Source organism: Bacillus sp. 205(2023) (assembly GCF_037027485.1).
GTDB classification, from domain to species: domain Bacteria; phylum Bacillota; class Bacilli; order Bacillales; family Bacillaceae; genus Bacillus; species Bacillus halotolerans.
In genome coordinates this window covers 684,224-701,019 of record NZ_JAXCHF010000001.1, presented here as the reverse complement: position 1 = coordinate 701,019, position 16,796 = coordinate 684,224, and the positions used below count along the sequence as shown (strand labels likewise).

18 protein-coding genes and 1 riboswitch are annotated in these 16,796 nt (G+C 42.0%); of the genes, 16 read left to right on the top strand and 2 right to left on the bottom strand.

Annotated elements, in window-relative coordinates; translation table 11 throughout:
* Positions 1-12: 12 nt before the first annotated feature.
* Positions 13-1,590, bottom strand: a complete 1,578-nt coding sequence (gene serA / locus WA325_RS03290; RefSeq protein ID WP_105954927.1) for a phosphoglycerate dehydrogenase — start codon at positions 1,588-1,590, stop codon at positions 13-15.
* A 206-nt stretch (positions 1,591-1,796) separates the two neighbouring features.
* A riboswitch (FMN riboswitch) is annotated at positions 1,797-1,931 on the top strand.
* A gap of 156 nt (positions 1,932-2,087) precedes the next feature.
* On the opposite strand from serA, the gene fmnP reads away from it, so the two are divergent.
* Positions 2,088-2,660: a riboflavin transporter FmnP gene (gene fmnP, locus WA325_RS03285; RefSeq protein ID WP_024121894.1), complete on the top strand. Its 573-nt coding sequence runs from the start codon at positions 2,088-2,090 to the stop codon at positions 2,658-2,660.
* 39 nt (positions 2,661-2,699) lie between these two features.
* On the opposite strand, the gene WA325_RS03280 is transcribed toward fmnP, so the two are convergent.
* A complete protein-coding gene (locus WA325_RS03280; RefSeq protein WP_003225461.1) occupies positions 2,700-2,948 on the bottom strand; it encodes a ferredoxin in 249 nt (82 codons plus the stop codon).
* A 265-nt stretch (positions 2,949-3,213) separates the two neighbouring features.
* On the opposite strand from WA325_RS03280, the gene WA325_RS03275 reads away from it, so the two are divergent.
* The 15 genes from WA325_RS03275 to cmk all read left to right on the top strand — a co-directional run bounded on the left by WA325_RS03275 (position 3,214) and on the right by cmk (position 16,646).
* On the top strand, positions 3,214-4,272 hold the full coding sequence (locus WA325_RS03275; RefSeq protein ID WP_105954928.1) for a helix-turn-helix domain-containing protein: 1,059 nt from the start codon (positions 3,214-3,216) through the stop codon (positions 4,270-4,272).
* Entirely contained in the window at positions 4,265-5,755 is a 1,491-nt protein-coding gene (locus WA325_RS03270; RefSeq protein ID WP_105954929.1) for a RecQ family ATP-dependent DNA helicase, read from the top strand. The genes WA325_RS03275 and WA325_RS03270 overlap by 8 nt, the downstream gene beginning before the upstream one ends.
* 14 nt (positions 5,756-5,769) lie before the next feature.
* Positions 5,770-6,351, top strand: a complete 582-nt coding sequence (locus WA325_RS03265; protein WP_306460567.1) for a CPBP family intramembrane glutamic endopeptidase — start codon at positions 5,770-5,772, stop codon at positions 6,349-6,351.
* Positions 6,335-7,075 (top strand): LysM peptidoglycan-binding domain-containing protein, encoded by a 741-nt coding sequence (locus tag WA325_RS03260; RefSeq protein ID WP_105954930.1) that lies wholly within the window; start codon positions 6,335-6,337, stop codon positions 7,073-7,075. Before WA325_RS03265 ends, WA325_RS03260 begins: the two co-directional genes overlap by 17 nt.
* A gap of 64 nt (positions 7,076-7,139) precedes the next feature.
* Positions 7,140-7,583, top strand: coding sequence for a YpbF family protein (locus WA325_RS03255; protein ID WP_024121889.1), 444 nt, complete (start codon positions 7,140-7,142; stop codon positions 7,581-7,583).
* Positions 7,584-7,668: 85 nt separating this feature from the next.
* Entirely contained in the window at positions 7,669-8,448 is a 780-nt protein-coding gene (locus tag WA325_RS03250) for a metallophosphoesterase (RefSeq protein WP_193659427.1), read from the top strand.
* Between the two features lie 151 nt (positions 8,449-8,599).
* A complete protein-coding gene (locus WA325_RS03245; protein ID WP_010334765.1) occupies positions 8,600-9,184 on the top strand; it encodes a genetic competence negative regulator in 585 nt (194 codons plus the stop codon).
* A 156-nt stretch (positions 9,185-9,340) separates the two neighbouring features.
* Positions 9,341-10,615: an NAD-specific glutamate dehydrogenase gene (gudB, locus tag WA325_RS03240; RefSeq protein WP_044154979.1), complete on the top strand. Its 1,275-nt coding sequence runs from the start codon at positions 9,341-9,343 to the stop codon at positions 10,613-10,615.
* A 108-nt stretch (positions 10,616-10,723) separates the two neighbouring features.
* On the top strand, positions 10,724-11,698 hold the full coding sequence (locus WA325_RS03235; protein ID WP_151175111.1) for a YpdA family putative bacillithiol disulfide reductase: 975 nt from the start codon (positions 10,724-10,726) through the stop codon (positions 11,696-11,698).
* Between the two features lie 120 nt (positions 11,699-11,818).
* Positions 11,819-12,475: a glutamic-type intramembrane protease PrsW gene (gene prsW / locus WA325_RS03230; RefSeq protein ID WP_326324643.1), complete on the top strand. Its 657-nt coding sequence runs from the start codon at positions 11,819-11,821 to the stop codon at positions 12,473-12,475.
* Between the two features lie 143 nt (positions 12,476-12,618).
* Complete coding sequence (sleB, locus tag WA325_RS03225) at positions 12,619-13,533, top strand: spore cortex-lytic enzyme (protein ID WP_336183196.1); 915 nt, start codon at positions 12,619-12,621, stop codon at positions 13,531-13,533.
* Between the two features lie 36 nt (positions 13,534-13,569).
* Positions 13,570-14,922 carry a germination protein YpeB gene (gene ypeB / locus WA325_RS03220; RefSeq protein WP_105954935.1) on the top strand — a complete coding sequence of 451 codons (1,353 nt, stop codon included), beginning with the start codon at positions 13,570-13,572 and terminating at the stop codon, positions 14,920-14,922.
* A 93-nt stretch (positions 14,923-15,015) separates the two neighbouring features.
* Entirely contained in the window at positions 15,016-15,672 is a 657-nt protein-coding gene (locus WA325_RS03215) for a flagellar brake protein (RefSeq protein WP_105954936.1), read from the top strand.
* 44 nt (positions 15,673-15,716) lie between these two features.
* Positions 15,717-15,893 (top strand): YpfB family protein, encoded by a 177-nt coding sequence (locus WA325_RS03210; protein ID WP_105954937.1) that lies wholly within the window; start codon positions 15,717-15,719, stop codon positions 15,891-15,893.
* A 78-nt stretch (positions 15,894-15,971) separates the two neighbouring features.
* A complete protein-coding gene (gene cmk, locus WA325_RS03205; RefSeq protein ID WP_105954938.1) occupies positions 15,972-16,646 on the top strand; it encodes a (d)CMP kinase in 675 nt (224 codons plus the stop codon).
* The last annotated feature ends 150 nt before the right edge of the window (positions 16,647-16,796 follow it).

The window sequence follows — 16,796 nt, the reverse complement described above, 5'->3', positions numbered from 1 at the left end:
GAGTTTTTTTCATTATGGAAGATCAATAAGTTTCACAGACACGATATCAGGAACATCTGTTAGTTCTTTCACAATTTTATCTTCTAAATGTCTGTCAAAAGAAAGCATCATGATGGCTTCTCCGCCTTTTTCTTTACGGCCAACCTGCATGGTTGCAATGTTAATATCGTTATCTCCGAGAATACGTCCCACTCGGCCGATGACCCCCGTCGTATCCTGATGCTGGATGTAAACCAGGTGGCCTGTTGGATAAAAGTCGATATTAAACCCGTTGATTTCGACAATGCGTTCTCCGAAATGAGGGATATAGGTAGCTGTAACGGTAAAGGTGCTGCGGTCTCCTGCCACTTTTACGCTAATGCAATTATCGTATCCAGATTCAGAAGTGGAAATCTTTTCACTAAAGCTAATGCCGCGTTCTTTTGCGACACCGCCCGCATTTACTTCGTTAACTGTTGAGTCAACGCGTGGTTTTAAGAAGCCTGACAGAAGGCTTTTTGTAATAAACGATGTTTCAAGTTTAGCAATTGTGCCTTCATATTGAATCGCGACATCCTGTACCGGCTCTTTCATGCATTGTGATACGAGGCTGCCGATTTTTCCTGCGATTTGGTGGTACGGCTTAATCTTAGCGAATTCATCTTTTGTCATGGCAGGCAGGTTAATGGCTGACATAACAGGAAGACCTTTTGCGAACTGCAGAACTTCTTCTGACACTTGCGCTGCAACATTCAGCTGCGCTTCTTTTGTCGATGCCCCTAGGTGAGGAGTGGCAATCACTAACGGGTGGTCAACGAGTTTATTATCAACTGGCGGTTCAACTTCAAAAACGTCAAGAGCCGCACCGGCAACATGGCCGCTTTCTAAAGCTTCAAGAAGAGCTGCCTCATCGATAATGCCGCCTCGTGCACAGTTAATTAAGCGAACACCTTTTTTCGTTTTTGCAATTGTTTCTTTGTTTAATAAGCCTTTTGTTTCTTTTGTTAAGGGTGTATGCACAGTGATGATATCTGCGCTTTCCAAGACTTCTTCGAACGTACGGCTGTTTACACCGATTTTTTTCGCTCTTTCTTCTGTTAAGAAAGGATCAAAAACGTGCACGGTCATACCGAAGGCTCTCGCGCGCTGTGCAATTTCGCTTCCGATTCTGCCTAATCCTACAATTCCAAGTGTTTTGCCGTAAAGTTCCGAACCGACATATGCTGTGCGGTTCCATTCTCTGGATTTTACAGAGATATTGGCCTGAGGGATGTGTCTCATTAAAGATGAGATCATCGCGAATGTGTGCTCAGCTGTGGAAATTGTGTTTCCGTTTGGCGCATTAATAACAATTACCCCGTGTTTCGTCGCTTCGTCAATGTCGATATTATCCACACCGACACCGGCTCTTCCGACGATTTTTAAAGAAGTCATTTTTTGAAAAAGGTCTTCTGTTACTTTTGTCGCGCTTCGCACCAATAGAGCATCAAAGGTATGTAATTCATCCTCTGCATCTGCTACGTTTTTTTGTACGATTTCAATAAAGTCTGATTCAATAAGTGGTTGTAAGCCGTCGTTGCTCATTTTGTCTGAGACCAATACTCGAAACATCGTAAGATTTCCTCCTAAATTGACAAACTAAATATCTGATAATTTAACATATTCTCAATAGAGTGTCAATGTGTATTGACGCAGTAAAGGATAAAAGGAAAGCGAGGAATTGACCAGTTTTAAAGACTTTTGGCGTTATATTTAATTTGAAGCAATTATCTATACAACCAGCCGTTTATCGTTTATAATGGAACCAAATTCATATGATCAATCTTCGGGGCAGGGTGAAATTCCCTACCGGCGGTGATGAGCAATGGCTCTAAGCCCGCGAGCTGTTTTTGACAGCAGGATTCGGTGTGATTCCGAAGCCGACAGTATAGTCTGGATGGGAGAAGATGGAGGTTCAGCAGCGTTTTGAAAGAAAGGTTTTCAAACGTTTCTTTACCAAGCCAAATTTTTGAAACCCCGCTTTTATATCATAGAGCGGTTTTTTTATTGGCTGGAAAAAGAACCTTTCCGCTTTTCGAGTAAGATGTGATCGAAAAGGAGAGAGCAAATTGAAAGTAAAAAAATTAGTCGTGATCAGCATGCTGAGCAGCATCGCATTTGTTTTGATGCTGTTAAATTTTCCGTTTCCGGGGCTTCCTGATTATTTAAAAATTGATTTCAGTGATGTCCCTGCCATTATTGCGATTCTTATATACGGACCTTTAGCGGGTATTGCCGTTGAAGCGATAAAAAACGTTCTTCAATATATCATTCAGGGGAGCATGGCTGGAGTGCCTGTAGGACAAATTGCAAATTTCATTGCCGGAACACTCTTTATTTTGCCGACTGCTTTCTTATTTAAAAAGCTGAACTCAGCAAAAGGCCTGGCAGTAAGTCTTCTGCTTGGAACTGCAGCTATGACGGTGCTGATGAGCATTCTGAATTATGTTCTGATTCTTCCGGCCTACACATGGTTTTTACACTCCCCGGCATTATCCGACAGTGCGCTGAAAACAGCGGTAGTCGCTGGTATCCTGCCATTTAACGTCATAAAAGGCATTGTCATTACGATTGTGTTCACACTTATCTTTATCAAGCTTAAACCGTGGATTGAACAGCAAAGAAGCGCGCATATTCATTAAATAAAAAAAGCTCCCGCAGGGGAGCTTTTTCGATTACTTCTATTCAAATTTAAGCGGGTCGCCCTCAAACGGCTCATCCGCCACTTTGATGGAATCAGTAGGGCATCCTTCAAATGCGTCAATCATATCTTCTTCCAGTACTTCAGGAACTTCGACAACGCCTTTGTTTTCGTCAAGCGTTACGAACGCGATGCCTTCATCATCGTAATCGTAAATGTCTGGTGCAGCCGCTCCGCAAGCGCCGCATGCAATGCATGTATCTTTGTCTACGATTGTGTACTTTGCCATGAATAAAACCTCCCAGATTGTTCTTGGTGGAACAAATGGATCAATCTTTATATTTAATCAATTTAACACCTATTCCTCTTACTTATTGTAATGATGTTGATGCCACATTTCAACAGAAAAATGATTGAGAATGCTTATCACATAAGGGGTTATCTACATAACATCCCCCCTAATGATGACTTTAAACGTCGATTTCTGTTTAAAATCTGTTAAAATAAAAAGAACAAACCAGCGATTTTTGTCAGGAAGAATGTGGGTGGATAGGTTGTCATTAAATTACTTTGATATCATGGTTCTCGATTGCCTTTCTAAAATAAACGGGGAACGGTCAGGAAGTGCCGTTTTTCACTTATTCAAAGGAAAAAGATCGTCACAAACCATTCAAGATGCCGGCTTATTTCAGACTGCAAGATATTTTGGAATGGCTCCGCAATGTTCAAGAAGCGACATTTCAGCCTCACTCCGCAAGCTTGAACAGCAGTCATTTCTGGAACCGATGCCAGAAACAGATACATACAGAGTGACTATAAGAGGCGAAAGCATGTTGAGGCAGGCGCTGAGTGAACGGCCTTGGCCAGCCCATTGCCACGGCGCTTATTTTCAGCAGGCCGCAAGCGTGCTCTGGAAAAGACTTTCCCTTCTCGTACAGGTATTGTCAAATAAGCAGCACAGCAGTAGACAGTATATTCCCGTCACAAAAGATTATAAGACGCTTCACTGGGTCAAGCGATACATGCACAAGCAAAAGGATCATGAAAAACTGGCAAGAGGCTTGCAGGATATGCTGGAGAGTTATTTGCAAAAGCTTGACGAGAAAGCAGCTCTTATCTTTGTCTACTCATTAACTTCATATAATAGGATCGGTTATACGAGCAGGCAGCTTGCTGACAATCTGAAAGAAGACGAGTGGTACGTTTATGTCTTGTTTTGGGCTGCGGTACATTATTTTATTCATTCCTTGTCGCAATGTGAAGATTCTATATTAAAGGATCTTCTTTCTGATGTGCATTTGGAGAACGCACTGACTGAGTCTACGAGAAAAACATGGCAGATGGTCAGACAAGGGATTCCGATTCAGCGAATTGCTGAAATCAGAAAGCTGAAAACCGCCACAATTGAAGACCATATCGTCGAAATTTCTCTTCATGAGCCGGCTTTTGTGATTGATGGATATATTTCGGCTGAAGATCAGCTCCAAATTGCTGAGTTCGCCAAACGCATGCGGACAAACAAGATCAAACAAATTCGAGAAGGCCTAGAGCAGCGGTTCAGCTACTTTCAAATCAGGCTGGCATTGGCAAAGCAGGTGAAACAGTATGACTAAATTACAGCAAGCGTTATATCAGTTTTTTGGTTTTCATTCCTTCAAAAAAGGGCAGGAGGACATCATCAGAAGCGTACTCAGCGGAAAGGATACCATTGCAATGCTTCCGACAGGGGGAGGAAAGTCTCTTTGCTACCAGTTGCCCGGTTATATGCTTGACGGTATGATATTAATCGTTTCTCCTTTGCTTTCTTTAATGGAGGACCAGGTGCAGCAGCTGAAAGCGCGGGGAGAAAAACGAGCTGCCGCATTGAATAGCATGCTCGGCAGGCAGGAAAGACATTTCGTTTTGGAGCATATCCACCGCTACAAATTTTTGTATCTGTCGCCCGAAGCTTTGCAGTCGTCATATGTCCTGGAAAAATTAAAGAGCGTTCCGATCAGTCTTTTTGTTATTGATGAAGCGCATTGTATATCGGAGTGGGGACATGATTTTAGGCCTGATTATTCAAAGCTTGGACAGCTGAGAAAACAACTTGGGCATCCGCCGGTGCTTGCTCTGACGGCTACGGCGACGAAGGATACGCTGCATGATGTCATGAATTTGCTTGATCTGCAGCATGCCGAACAGCATCTTAACTCGGTTAACCGGCCGAATATTGCACTCAAAGTTGAAAATACCGCGGATACTGCCGAAAAAATAGATAGGGTCGTTCAGCTGGTTGAAAACCTGCAAGGACCGGGAATTGTCTATTGTCCGACAAGGAAATGGGCAGAGGAATTAGCGGAGGAAATTAAAAATAAAACAAGCAGCAGGGTTGATTATTACCATGGCGGCATGGATTCAGGTGACAGAATGTTAATTCAGCAGCAATTTATCAATAACCAGCTTGATGTCATTTGCTGTACAAATGCGTTCGGCATGGGTGTTGATAAATCTGATATCAAATATGTCATCCATTTTTATCTCCCGCAGACGGCTGAAGCTTTTATGCAGGAAATCGGCAGAGCAGGGCGTGACGGAAAACCGAGTGTCAGCATTTTGCTCAGAGCGCCTGGAGATTTCGAATTGCAAGAGCAGATTATCCAAATGGAGAGCCTTGCGGATGGAGAAATCGCCAATGTTATTCGCGTGCTGGAAGAAACGGAAGAACGGGACGAAAGAAAACTGCGCGAATTATTAATGCAATGTGGTATCACAGAGACGCAGTCGCGAATGATCATCCATCTCTTTATGCAGGGGAAAACATCAATTGAACTGATCAAGCAGGAAATCACGTATCGCATGGAGCTGAAACTTGATAAAATGCGTCACGTATCAGCTTTGCTTCATCGCGATGGCTGTTTAAGACAATCGCTGTTAGCCTATTTTGATGAAACCTACGAGCCCGATAAGGGAAGCATGCCATGCTGTTCACATTGCGGTTTTGATCTTTCGCTGTATGAACAAAAAGAGGAGCGCGTCAAAATAGACCCATTAGACGGCTGGAGATCGGAATTGCACCGTATATTCAGTCTGCAGACTGTAGGTGAGCCGAACTGAAACAGCAAAAGGATTTGATCCAGCATCTGTCTGACCGTGATATACTGAAGCAGCTATACATGACACAGCTTCTGATCATCATGGTGTCCGCTGCTGCCGTTTTGTTCTTTTTTCAGGATGTAAGTGATTTTTTCAAGCTCTGGCATATTAGGGATACAAGAATCATTTACTATGGTGTTTCTTTGGCGGTTATTGTCATTTTAGCCGACATGGCAATCATGAAATGGTGTCCGCCTCATTTATATGATGACGGCGGAATCAATAAAAAGTTATTCAGTAAAAGGCCAATCCCTCATATTATATTTTTAACGCTTCTGATTTCTTTTGCTGAAGAAATGTTATTCAGGGGAGTGCTGCAGACCCATATTGGTTTATGGGCGGCCAGTCTTGTATTTGCTGTTCTTCATTTTCGGTATTTGACAAAATGGCTGCTATTTATCATGGTGACGGCAATCAGCTTTTTGCTTGGACTGATTTATGAATGGACCGGCAATCTATTTGTTCCGGTAACGGCGCATTTTATTATTGATGCCGTGTTTGCCTGTCAGATTCGTTTTGAACATGTTAGGAGGGATACACATGACGAACATGTCTAGAGTAGAAAGAAGAAAAGCCCAGAATCTTTATGAAGACCATAAAACCGCATTGGCGGACGACCTTTTCGAAGATGATGAAGAAAGCCTTCCGACAAGACAATCTGTAAAAAATCAAAGAGAGAAGAAAAAAAAGCAAGGCAAAACAAGAACGCCGTTATTTACCACTCTCGCAGTACTGTTTGTATTTGTGCCGGTTATCGTCTTTGTCACCTTATTTTATCTAATGAAAAGCCATCCGGGAAATCCCGATGATTATGAAGATGTTTTTATAAACAGCAGCCAGAGTAAATACGAGGTGGTCCAAAAACCAGAGGCCAAAAAAGAAACGGCAGAGACAGTTCTGCGCGAAGAGTCAAAAAAAAAATCTGAAGGCAAAAAGACAGAGAAACAAACAGAAGCAACAACTGATAAGAAGCAGCCTGCTGTAGCGGAAAAAGAGGACACAGCAAACAAACAGGAAGCAAAAAGCGCGGCTGCTTCCCCTTCCCCGGAAAAAACAGTCCAAAAAGAGCAGGAACAGGTACAGCAGCAGTCTGAACCAGTTCAAGATACGGAGGCAAAACGTATCGTTCAGCACACCGTTCAAAAGAAAGAAACGCTGTACCGCATTTCCATGAAATATTATAAAAGCAGATCAGGAGAAGAAAAGATCCGTGCCTATAACCATTTGAACGGAAATGACGTTTATACCGGGCAAATTTTGGACATCCCTTTGACTTATTAGCGGGCATCTTTTTGATCGCAGGTTCATATATTGTAGCAATGAAAAGGGACAAGGTGTGAAGCGTATGGAATCCTTATGGAACCAGCTGGACCGATTTACGGACGCGCCGACCAAACAGATGCTACAGGCGTTGGTAAAACGAAAACAAAAATACGAAAACTATGCTGCGCAATGCCGCAGGTGGCGGTGGACCTCACTCATTTGCCTGGGCTTATTATGTCTTTTAATGATGATCAAAAGTCCGGCGCCTCAGCTCATTCTTCAAGAAATGCTCAGCCATACCTTTTATTTATTTTGGATGATGGCAACTGCTTTTGCATACTGCACTTCATATTATTTTAAGAAAAAAGAAGAAAAAGCCGAGGGTGATTTCCATAAACTGAGATGTGAAATTATTCAGAAAAGCACTGATCTTTGGCCGCAGCCTGATAAATGGAAGGCGAGAGAATCTGTTTTTCAACTGATGAAGCACCAATACGATATTAATCTATATTTTGAAAGTAAATAAAATGGGGCGTTTTCTCAAACGATAGAAACGTCTTTTTTTTATTGTCCGTCTTATTGATAAGTTCTAAAAGAATGGAGAGTTTTTAATGAAGCGATCAATGAAAATTGCCGGTGCATTGGCTATTGCAGCAGCGGCAATGACGGCAAAAATGTATTCAGTGGCAAAAGGCAATCACTTAAAAATCCATACATTTACGTTATCAAAAATGAAGGGGAAGCCGCCTCTTACGATCTTTTTTATATCTGACATTCATAAACGTATTGTTGATCACGGTCTTTTAGAGGAAGCGCAGGGCCATCAGCCGGATCTGGTTATAATCGGCGGTGATTTAGCTGAGGGCGGGGTGTCCTGCTCGAGAATTGAGGAAAACGTCAGAAGGCTTGCGGGTTTGGGAGTTCCTGTCATGTTTGTCTGGGGAAACAATGATTATGAAATCAGTCAGCGGGAACTGTATGCTATTTTTAAAACGCACCGTATTATTACGCTGCGAAATGAATCGGTTCCTTTTACGTATAACGCACATACCATCACCATAGCCGGAGTGGATGACATCAGGATGGAGATGGATGATTATGAAGAAGCGATTAAAGAAATTGACGGGAACCAGGTGAACGTTCTGGTTTGCCATAACCCTGAGATCCATCAACAAATTAATGACACTGACGGTATTGATGTGATATTCAGCGGGCATACCCATGGCGGGCAGATTCGATTTGGGAAATTTGGCCCTTATGAGCTTGGGACAACCGGTTTTGTGAAAAATGCTGCGTACCTCATCAGCAATGGGTACGGCACAACAAAAGTGCCCCTTCGTTTAGGGGCGGAGCCTGAGGCACACATCGTGACACTTGCAGCACCTGAATGACTTCCCTAAAGAGTGTGTCAATAAAAAACTGCATTGTGCTTGTCTTACTAGTGAACTCAGTGTAAACTGATAACAATTAAGAACCTATGACTCATCATCTCATATAATGTGTTATATGATTTGTGTGCAAGTAGAGGCAGGAGGGAACGTTATGCGGCTTGAGCGTCTGAATTATAATAAGATCAAAATCTTCTTGACCCTCGATGATTTAACTGATCGTGGATTAACAAAAGAAGACCTCTGGAAGGACTCATTTAAAGTCCACCAGTTATTTAAAGATATGATGAATGAAGCAAATACAGAGCTCGGCTTTGAAGCGAATGGACCGATTGCAGTGGAAGTGTATTCTCTCCAAGCACAAGGGATGGTTGTGATCGTAACAAAGAACCAAGAAGCGGATTCAGAAGAAGATGAGTATGATGATGATTACATCGAAATGCAAGTCAAGCTTGACGAAAGCGCGGACATCATATATCAATTCCATTCCTTTGAAGATATCATTCAGCTTTCTGAAAGCTTACAGCGGATCGGTATCACAGGAGGAACTGTCTACCACTATGAAGGACAGTACTTTCTCAGCCTTGAAGACTTGGGATCACAGACTGCCGAGGGTGTTGTGGCGGTCCTGGCTGAATACGGCAATCCGACAACATTAACGATTTATCGCTTACAAGAGTATGGTAAGCTCATTATGGACGGAAATGCTGTAGAGACAATCCAAACTCATTTTTCATAAGAATGGAAGAAAAACTGCTGTTTTTTACAGCGGTTTTTTTTGTTAAAAAACATGGAAAAACATAACGTTTATCCTATGCATAGATCATATGAAGGTGTATACTATTCTCTGAAAGGGAGCATGTGAGAAACAGAAGATTCTAGGAGGTTAACTCAAATGGCAGCCGATCGAAACACCGGTCATACAGAAGAGGACAAACTTGATGTATTAAAATCAACCCAAACCGTAATACATAAGGCTCTGGAAAAATTGGGATATCCCGAAGAAGTGTACGAACTGTTAAAGGAGCCGATGAGGTTATTAACGGTAAAAATACCTGTTCGTATGGACGACGGTTCAGTCAAGATTTTTACGGGTTATCGTGCCCAGCACAATGACTCTGTCGGTCCGACGAAAGGCGGGATACGTTTTCACCCGAACGTAACAGAAAAAGAGGTGAAGGCGCTTTCTATTTGGATGAGTTTAAAATGCGGTATCATTGATCTTCCATATGGCGGTGGTAAAGGCGGAATTGTTTGTGATCCAAGGGATATGTCGTTTAGAGAGCTGGAGCGTCTAAGCAGGGGTTATGTCAGAGCTATCAGCCAAATTGTCGGTCCGACGAAAGACGTGCCGGCACCGGATGTATTTACAAACTCACAAATCATGGCTTGGATGATGGATGAGTATTCAAGAATTGATGAATTTAATTCGCCTGGGTTCATTACAGGCAAACCGCTTGTGCTTGGCGGATCTCACGGGAGAGAATCAGCGACAGCAAAAGGTGTAACCATCTGCATAAAAGAAGCGGCGAAGAAAAAAGGCATCGATATTAAAGGTGCGCGAGTTGTCGTTCAAGGCTTTGGAAACGCCGGAAGCTATTTGGCAAAATTTATGCATGATGCAGGGGCAAAGGTTGTCGGCATATCCGATGCATACGGCGGACTGTATGACCCTGAAGGCCTGGATATTGATTATTTACTCGACCGCCGTGACAGTTTTGGCACAGTGACAAAGCTTTTCAACGATACCATTACGAACCAAGAGCTGCTGGAACTGGATTGTGATATTTTAGTTCCTGCCGCGATTGAAAATCAAATTACAGAAGAAAATGCCCATAACATTCAGGCGAAAATCGTTGTTGAAGCAGCAAACGGCCCAACTACGCTTGAGGGAACAAAAATTCTTTCAGACCGTGACATTCTGCTTGTTCCGGATGTACTGGCAAGCGCGGGAGGCGTAACCGTTTCTTATTTTGAATGGGTTCAGAATAATCAGGGCTTCTACTGGGGCGAGGAAGAAGTAGAAGAGAAATTAGAAAAAATGATGGTAAAATCATTCAACAATATTTATGAAATGGCCAACAACCGAAGAATCGACATGAGACTTGCCGCTTATATGGTAGGCGTGCGTAAAATGGCGGAGGCTTCGCGCTTTAGAGGCTGGATATAAGTTGATGATTTGCATAAAAAATAAAAATCTCCTATGATAAAATAGGAGATTTTTTTATTTGGAAATAGAAAAATGTGAATCGAATGCCAATCGCAGGAGTTGACGGAAATGATTGAAGAAAAAGCAATAATTATTGGCGGAGGTCCTTGCGGGTTATCTGCGGCCATTCATCTAAAACAAATTGGCATTGATGCCCTCGTCATTGAAAAAGGCAATGTCGTTAACAGTATTTACAATTATCCGACGCATCAAACCTTTTTCAGCTCAAGTGAAAAGCTTGAAATCGGTGACGTGGCATTTATTACCGAAAACAGAAAGCCTGTCAGAATTCAGGCTTTGTCGTACTACAGGGAAGTCGTGAAGCGGAAAAAGATCCGTGTGAATGCATTTGAAATGGTGCAAAAAGTGACAAAAGCAGAAAACAATTCATTTGTTATCGAAACGTCAAAAGAGACGTATTCAACACCATACTGCATTATTGCCACAGGCTATTATGATCATCCAAACTATATGAACGTACCCGGTGAGGATTTGCCGAAAGTATTCCATTATTTTAAGGAAGGACATCCGTATTTCGATAAAGACGTCGTCGTTATCGGCGGGAAAAATTCAAGTGTAGATGCTGCGCTTGAACTCGTAAAATCAGGAGCGCGTGTCACCGTTTTATACAGGGGCAATGAATATTCTTCTAGCATTAAGCCATGGATTCTGCCAGAATTCGAATCTTTAGTAAGAAACGGTACAATCCGAATGGAATTTGGCGCTTGTGTAGAAAAAATCACTGAAGATGAAGTCGTTTTCCGCTCCGGCCAGCAGGAGCTGATTACCATTAAAAACGACTTTGTATTTGCCATGACGGGTTATCATCCTGATCATCAATTTTTGAAAAAAATCGGTGTGAAAATCGATGAGGAATCAGGGCGTCCGTTTTTTAATGAAGAAACGATGGAAACCAATGTGGAGGGCGTTTTTATTGCCGGGGTCATCGCTGCTGGAAACAATGCAAATGAAATATTTATTGAAAACGGAAGATTTCACGGCGGCCACATCGCAAATGAAATCGCAAAAAGAGAAGATAAGTGAAAAGAGGAGAGCATATGAAGGATTCGTATGCTCTTTTTGTTTTTTTAAGGTCAGACAGATGTAAATTCATACACAACATGGTAGGATAGACATAGGAATATAAAGGAAAGAGGTTGCCTGATGTTTGCAATCATCTCTGCAGGAATTGCTCCCGGCATCGCGCTGTTAAGTTATTTTTATTTAAAAGATCAGTATGATAATGAACCTGTACATATGGTGCTTCGGTCATTTTTTCTTGGGGTTGTTCTTGTATTTCCCACCATGTTTATCCAGTATGTGCTTGAAAAAGAGAATGTGGGAGGCGGAAGCTTTTTTGTTTCTTTTTTGTCTTCTGGCTTTTTGGAGGAATCATTAAAATGGTTTATTTTAATGATCAGTGTTTACCCGCACGCCCACTTTGATGAACATTATGACGGAATTGTATACGGCGCAAGTGTATCGCTCGGTTTTGCGACACTCGAAAATATTCTTTATTTAATCGGTCATGGCGTGGAGCATGCGTTTGTCAGAGCGCTGCTGCCCGTTTCATGCCATGCCTTAATTGGAGTGATTATGGGGTTTTACCTAGGGAAAGCGCGTTTTTCCGCTGAAAAAGCACGTGTAAAATGGCTTTTCCTTTCGTTGGCCGTACCTTCACTTTTACATGGGTCGTATGACTTTATCCTGACAGCCCTCAGTAATTGGATCTATTACATGCTTCCATTTATGTTATTTTTATGGTGGTTTGGTTTGCGAAAAGCAAAAAAAGCCCGTTCTGTTAATATGATACAGATTTAGAAGAGCCGCACAGCGATAGTGCGGCTTTTTGATTTGCTGAAATTTTTAAGCTGTGAGGGATAAGAAGGAAAGAGTGTATAAAAATAACCTCGTTACAGAAAATACGATTACACTCAAAAATTTGCTGTAGGAGGCTTGAAAAAATGAAGTCCAAAGGATCGATTATGGCATGTCTCATTTTATTTTCCTTTATAATTACGACGTTTATCAATACTGAAACCATTTCAGCCTTTTCTAATCAAGTCATTCAAAGAGGGGCAACAGGGGACGATGTGATCGAGCTGCAGGCGCGTCTTCAATATAACGGATATTATAATGGGAAAATTGACGGAGTTTATGGATGGGGGACATACTGGGCAGTACGGAACTTTCAGGATCAATTCGGCTTAAAAGAGGTAGACGGTCTGGTCGGAGCCCAAACCAAAAAGACCTTGATATGTAAGTCTAAATATTACCGTGAATATGTCATAGAGCAGCTTCAAAAAGGAAATAAATTCACGCATTACGGAAAAATACCGCTGAAATACCAAACAAAACCGTCAAAAACAGCGACTCAAAAAGCAAGACAGCAAGCAGAGACGCGGCAGAAACAGCCTGCTGAAAAAATAACACAGCAGCCGCAAGCGAATAAACAGCAAAACAACAACACGCCTGCAAAAACCAGAAAACAGGATGCGGTTGCAGCTAACATGCCGGGCGGTTTTTCCAATAATGATATTCGGCTGCTTTCTCAAGCGGTTTATGGGGAAGCACGTGGCGAGCCGTACGAGGGACAGGTTGCTATTGCAGCAGTTATCTTGAACCGTTTAAACAGTCCGTTATTTCCAAATTCAATATCAGGTGTTATTTTTGAACCGCTTGCCTTTACAGCGGTGGCTGACGGACAAATTTATATGCAGCCGAACGAAACAGCAAAAGAAGCAGTATTAGACGCCATTAATGGCTGGGACCCTTCCGAGGAAGCGCTGTATTACTTTAATCCGGATACAGCTACCAGCGCGTGGATTTGGGGGCGCCCGCAGATTAAGAGAATCGGTAAACACATTTTCTGTGAGTAGCAGGATATAAGAAAGCATAAAAATGAGGTGTGATAAATGATCAGAGCTATTTTAATCGCAGTGCTCGGTATTGCAATTGTCGGTACTAGTTACTGGGGATACAAAGAGCACCAGGAAAAAGACGCTGTCCTTCTTCATGCTGAAAATAACTATCAGCGGGCGTTTCATGAGCTCACCTATCAGGTAGACCAGCTGCATGATAAAATTGGCGCAACGCTTGCCATGAACAGCAAAAAATCACTGTCCCCCGCATTGATAGATGTTTGGAGAATTACATCAGAAGCCCATAACAGTGTCAGTCAGCTGCCGCTTACATTAATGCCGTTTAACAAAACGGAAGAGCTGTTATCCAAGATCGGCGATTTCAGCTATAAAACGTCAATCAGGGATTTGGATCAAAAACCGCTCGATGAAAAAGAGTATACTTCGTTAAATAAGCTTTATCAGCAATCAGAAGATATACAAAATGAACTGCGCCACGTTCAGCACCTTGTCATGAGCAAGAACTTGCGCTGGATGGATGTAGAGATGGCGCTGGCCTCTGATGAAAAACAGAGTGATAACACGATCATCAACAGCTTTAAAACGGTTGAAAAAAATGTCGGATCCTTCGCCTCAGGAACAGATCTTGGGCCAAGTTTCACCAGCACCAAAAAAGAGGAGAAGGGTTTTGCCCATCTGAAGGGAAAAGAAATTTCTTCACAGGAAGCCAAACAAATTGCCCAACGCTTTGCACCTGATGACAATTATGCAATCAAAGTGATAAAGAGCGGAAAAAAAACAAACCGTGACGTCTACAGTATCAGTATGAAAGATCCTGATCATAAAGCAGCGATATATATGGATATTACAAAAAAAGGCGGACACCCGGTTTATTTAATCCAAAACAGAGAAGTGAAAGATCAGAAAATCAGCTTGAATGACGGATCGAATCGAGCCCTTGCTTTTCTAAAGAAAAACGGATATGAAACGAAAGATCTGGAAATTGATGAAAGTGCGCAATACGATAAAATCGGTGTATTCTCATATGTTCCAATAGAAAATAATGTCCGGATGTATCCAGAAGCTATCCGTATGAAAGTTGCCTTGGATGACGGCGAGGTTGTCGGCTTTTCAGCGCGAGATTTCTTAACATCCCACAGAAAAAGAGACATACCAAAGCCGGCTATCTCTGAACAAGATGCGAAAGCAAAATTAAACAAAAATGTAGAAGTGAGAGAAACAAGGCTTGCTGTGATCACAAATGAATTAGGACAGGAAGTATTATGCTATGAAATACTGGGTACGATTGAAAATGATACATTCAGAATGTATATAAATGCTAATGACGGAACGGAAGAGAAAGTTGAAAAACTAAAAAATGCTGAACCTATATATAAAGACCTATAAAAACTAGGAGGAAAGGACTAAAAGTCTTTTCCTTTTTTTCATTACATGCTTTAATAAAAAAGTGAGTATATTGAATGCGAAAGAGTGAAGTCAATGATAGAGATTGGGGAAACTGTACACTTAGAATACATAGAAGAAAATGATTTAAAAATAGCAAAGAGCAAAGCCGTGAGTATAGAAAACGGAGAGCTCCTGATCGCATATCCGGTTGATGTAAACACAGGAAGAACCGTGATTTTGCATCATAATACTGAAGTAACGGTAGAGTTTGTCGGTAAAGACGAAGTGCCTTACCGCTTCTCAAGCCGCATTAAGGGAAAAGTGACGGACAAGCTTCAAATGATCTGCCTTGAAGTGCCTCCCCGTGAAAAAATGAAACGTATTCAACGCCGGCAATATGTAAGAACTGACACGGTATTGGATGTGCTGGTCGAGCCGGCAGATGAAAAAGACGGGTTTCATACACTTTCGTACAATATCAGCGCCGGCGGTATTGCTTTGATTGTGACAGATGGCTATTCTTTTCAGCACGGGGATACGCTGCGCCTGTTCATCAGCCTTCAGGGTGAGGAGAAAACGCATCAAATAGAGGCTGCCGCGGTTGTCAGGCGTGTGTTTAATGATTCAAAATCAGGCAAACGTAAAATGACCTTGGAGTATTCGGGGATTTCAGCCGGTGATCAGCAGCTCCTTCTTCAGTATTGCATTCGCAGCCAGTTAAACAAGAGAAGAAAGGGACGATTGGAATAAACATCGGCTAACACTTCCATACTATTTGTGATGGAGGTGGGCTGATGAAGACCTTTGAACGGCTGCTGCTCAAATTATTGTTCATTCAGGCAGTGATTTTACTTGGTATCCAGTTTCTTTTTCACTATCAGCATATTGAACCTTATGTCTCAAAAGTGATTCAATATGAAGGGGTGGATAAAATGGAAGTTAATGATTGGATAGAAACCTTCAAACATTAATTATTCATGAATTTTTCACCCTTTTTCATAAAGTTCATGATACAATCCATAGAGGAGAAAAGAGCAAGGAGAGGAATTATGGAAAAGAAATTATCTATTGCGATCGACGGCCCGGCTGCTGCGGGGAAAAGCACCGTTGCCAAAATTGTGGCTGAAAAAAAATCGTACATATATATTGATACGGGAGCGATGTATCGGGCCATTACATATGTGGCTTTACAAGAAAAAGTTGATTTGACAGATGAAGCAAAATTGGCTGAGCTGTTAAAGCAAACCGATATTGAGCTGATTACAACAAAAGAAGGACAAAAGGTGCTTGTCAACGGCACAGATGTGACTGAGGACATCAGAAAAGACGAGGTCAGCAATCAAGTTTCAATTGCTGCCAAGCACAGAAGCGTCAGGGAAGAAATGGTGAAACGCCAGCAGCAGCTCGGGGAAAAAGGCGGCGTTGTCATGGACGGACGTGATATCGGAACGCATGTGCTTCCAAATGCCGAAGTGAAGATCTTTCTTTTGGCATCTGTTGAAGAGAGAGCGAAACGCCGTTATGAAGAAAATGTAAAAAAAGGCTACGATGCCAGCTATGAAACATTAATTGAGGAAATTGCAAGAAGAGATAAACTTGATTCAGAGCGCGAAGTTTCTCCGCTTCGAAAAGCAGATGACGCGCTTGAAATCGACACGACTTCTCTTTCCATTCAGGAAGTTGCTGAAAAAATCCTTGATGTAGTGGAGCAAAAGTCCCGCTGATACCGGCGGAGGCCACTTTTTTTGAATTTTTCAACAAAGAAAGAATGTTATTGCTTGACAAACCTGTCCTTTTATTAGAAGTTAATACTAATAAAACTTTTTATTGATCATTCAAAATCTTTTTTGGATGATTCTTTAATACATATTCGG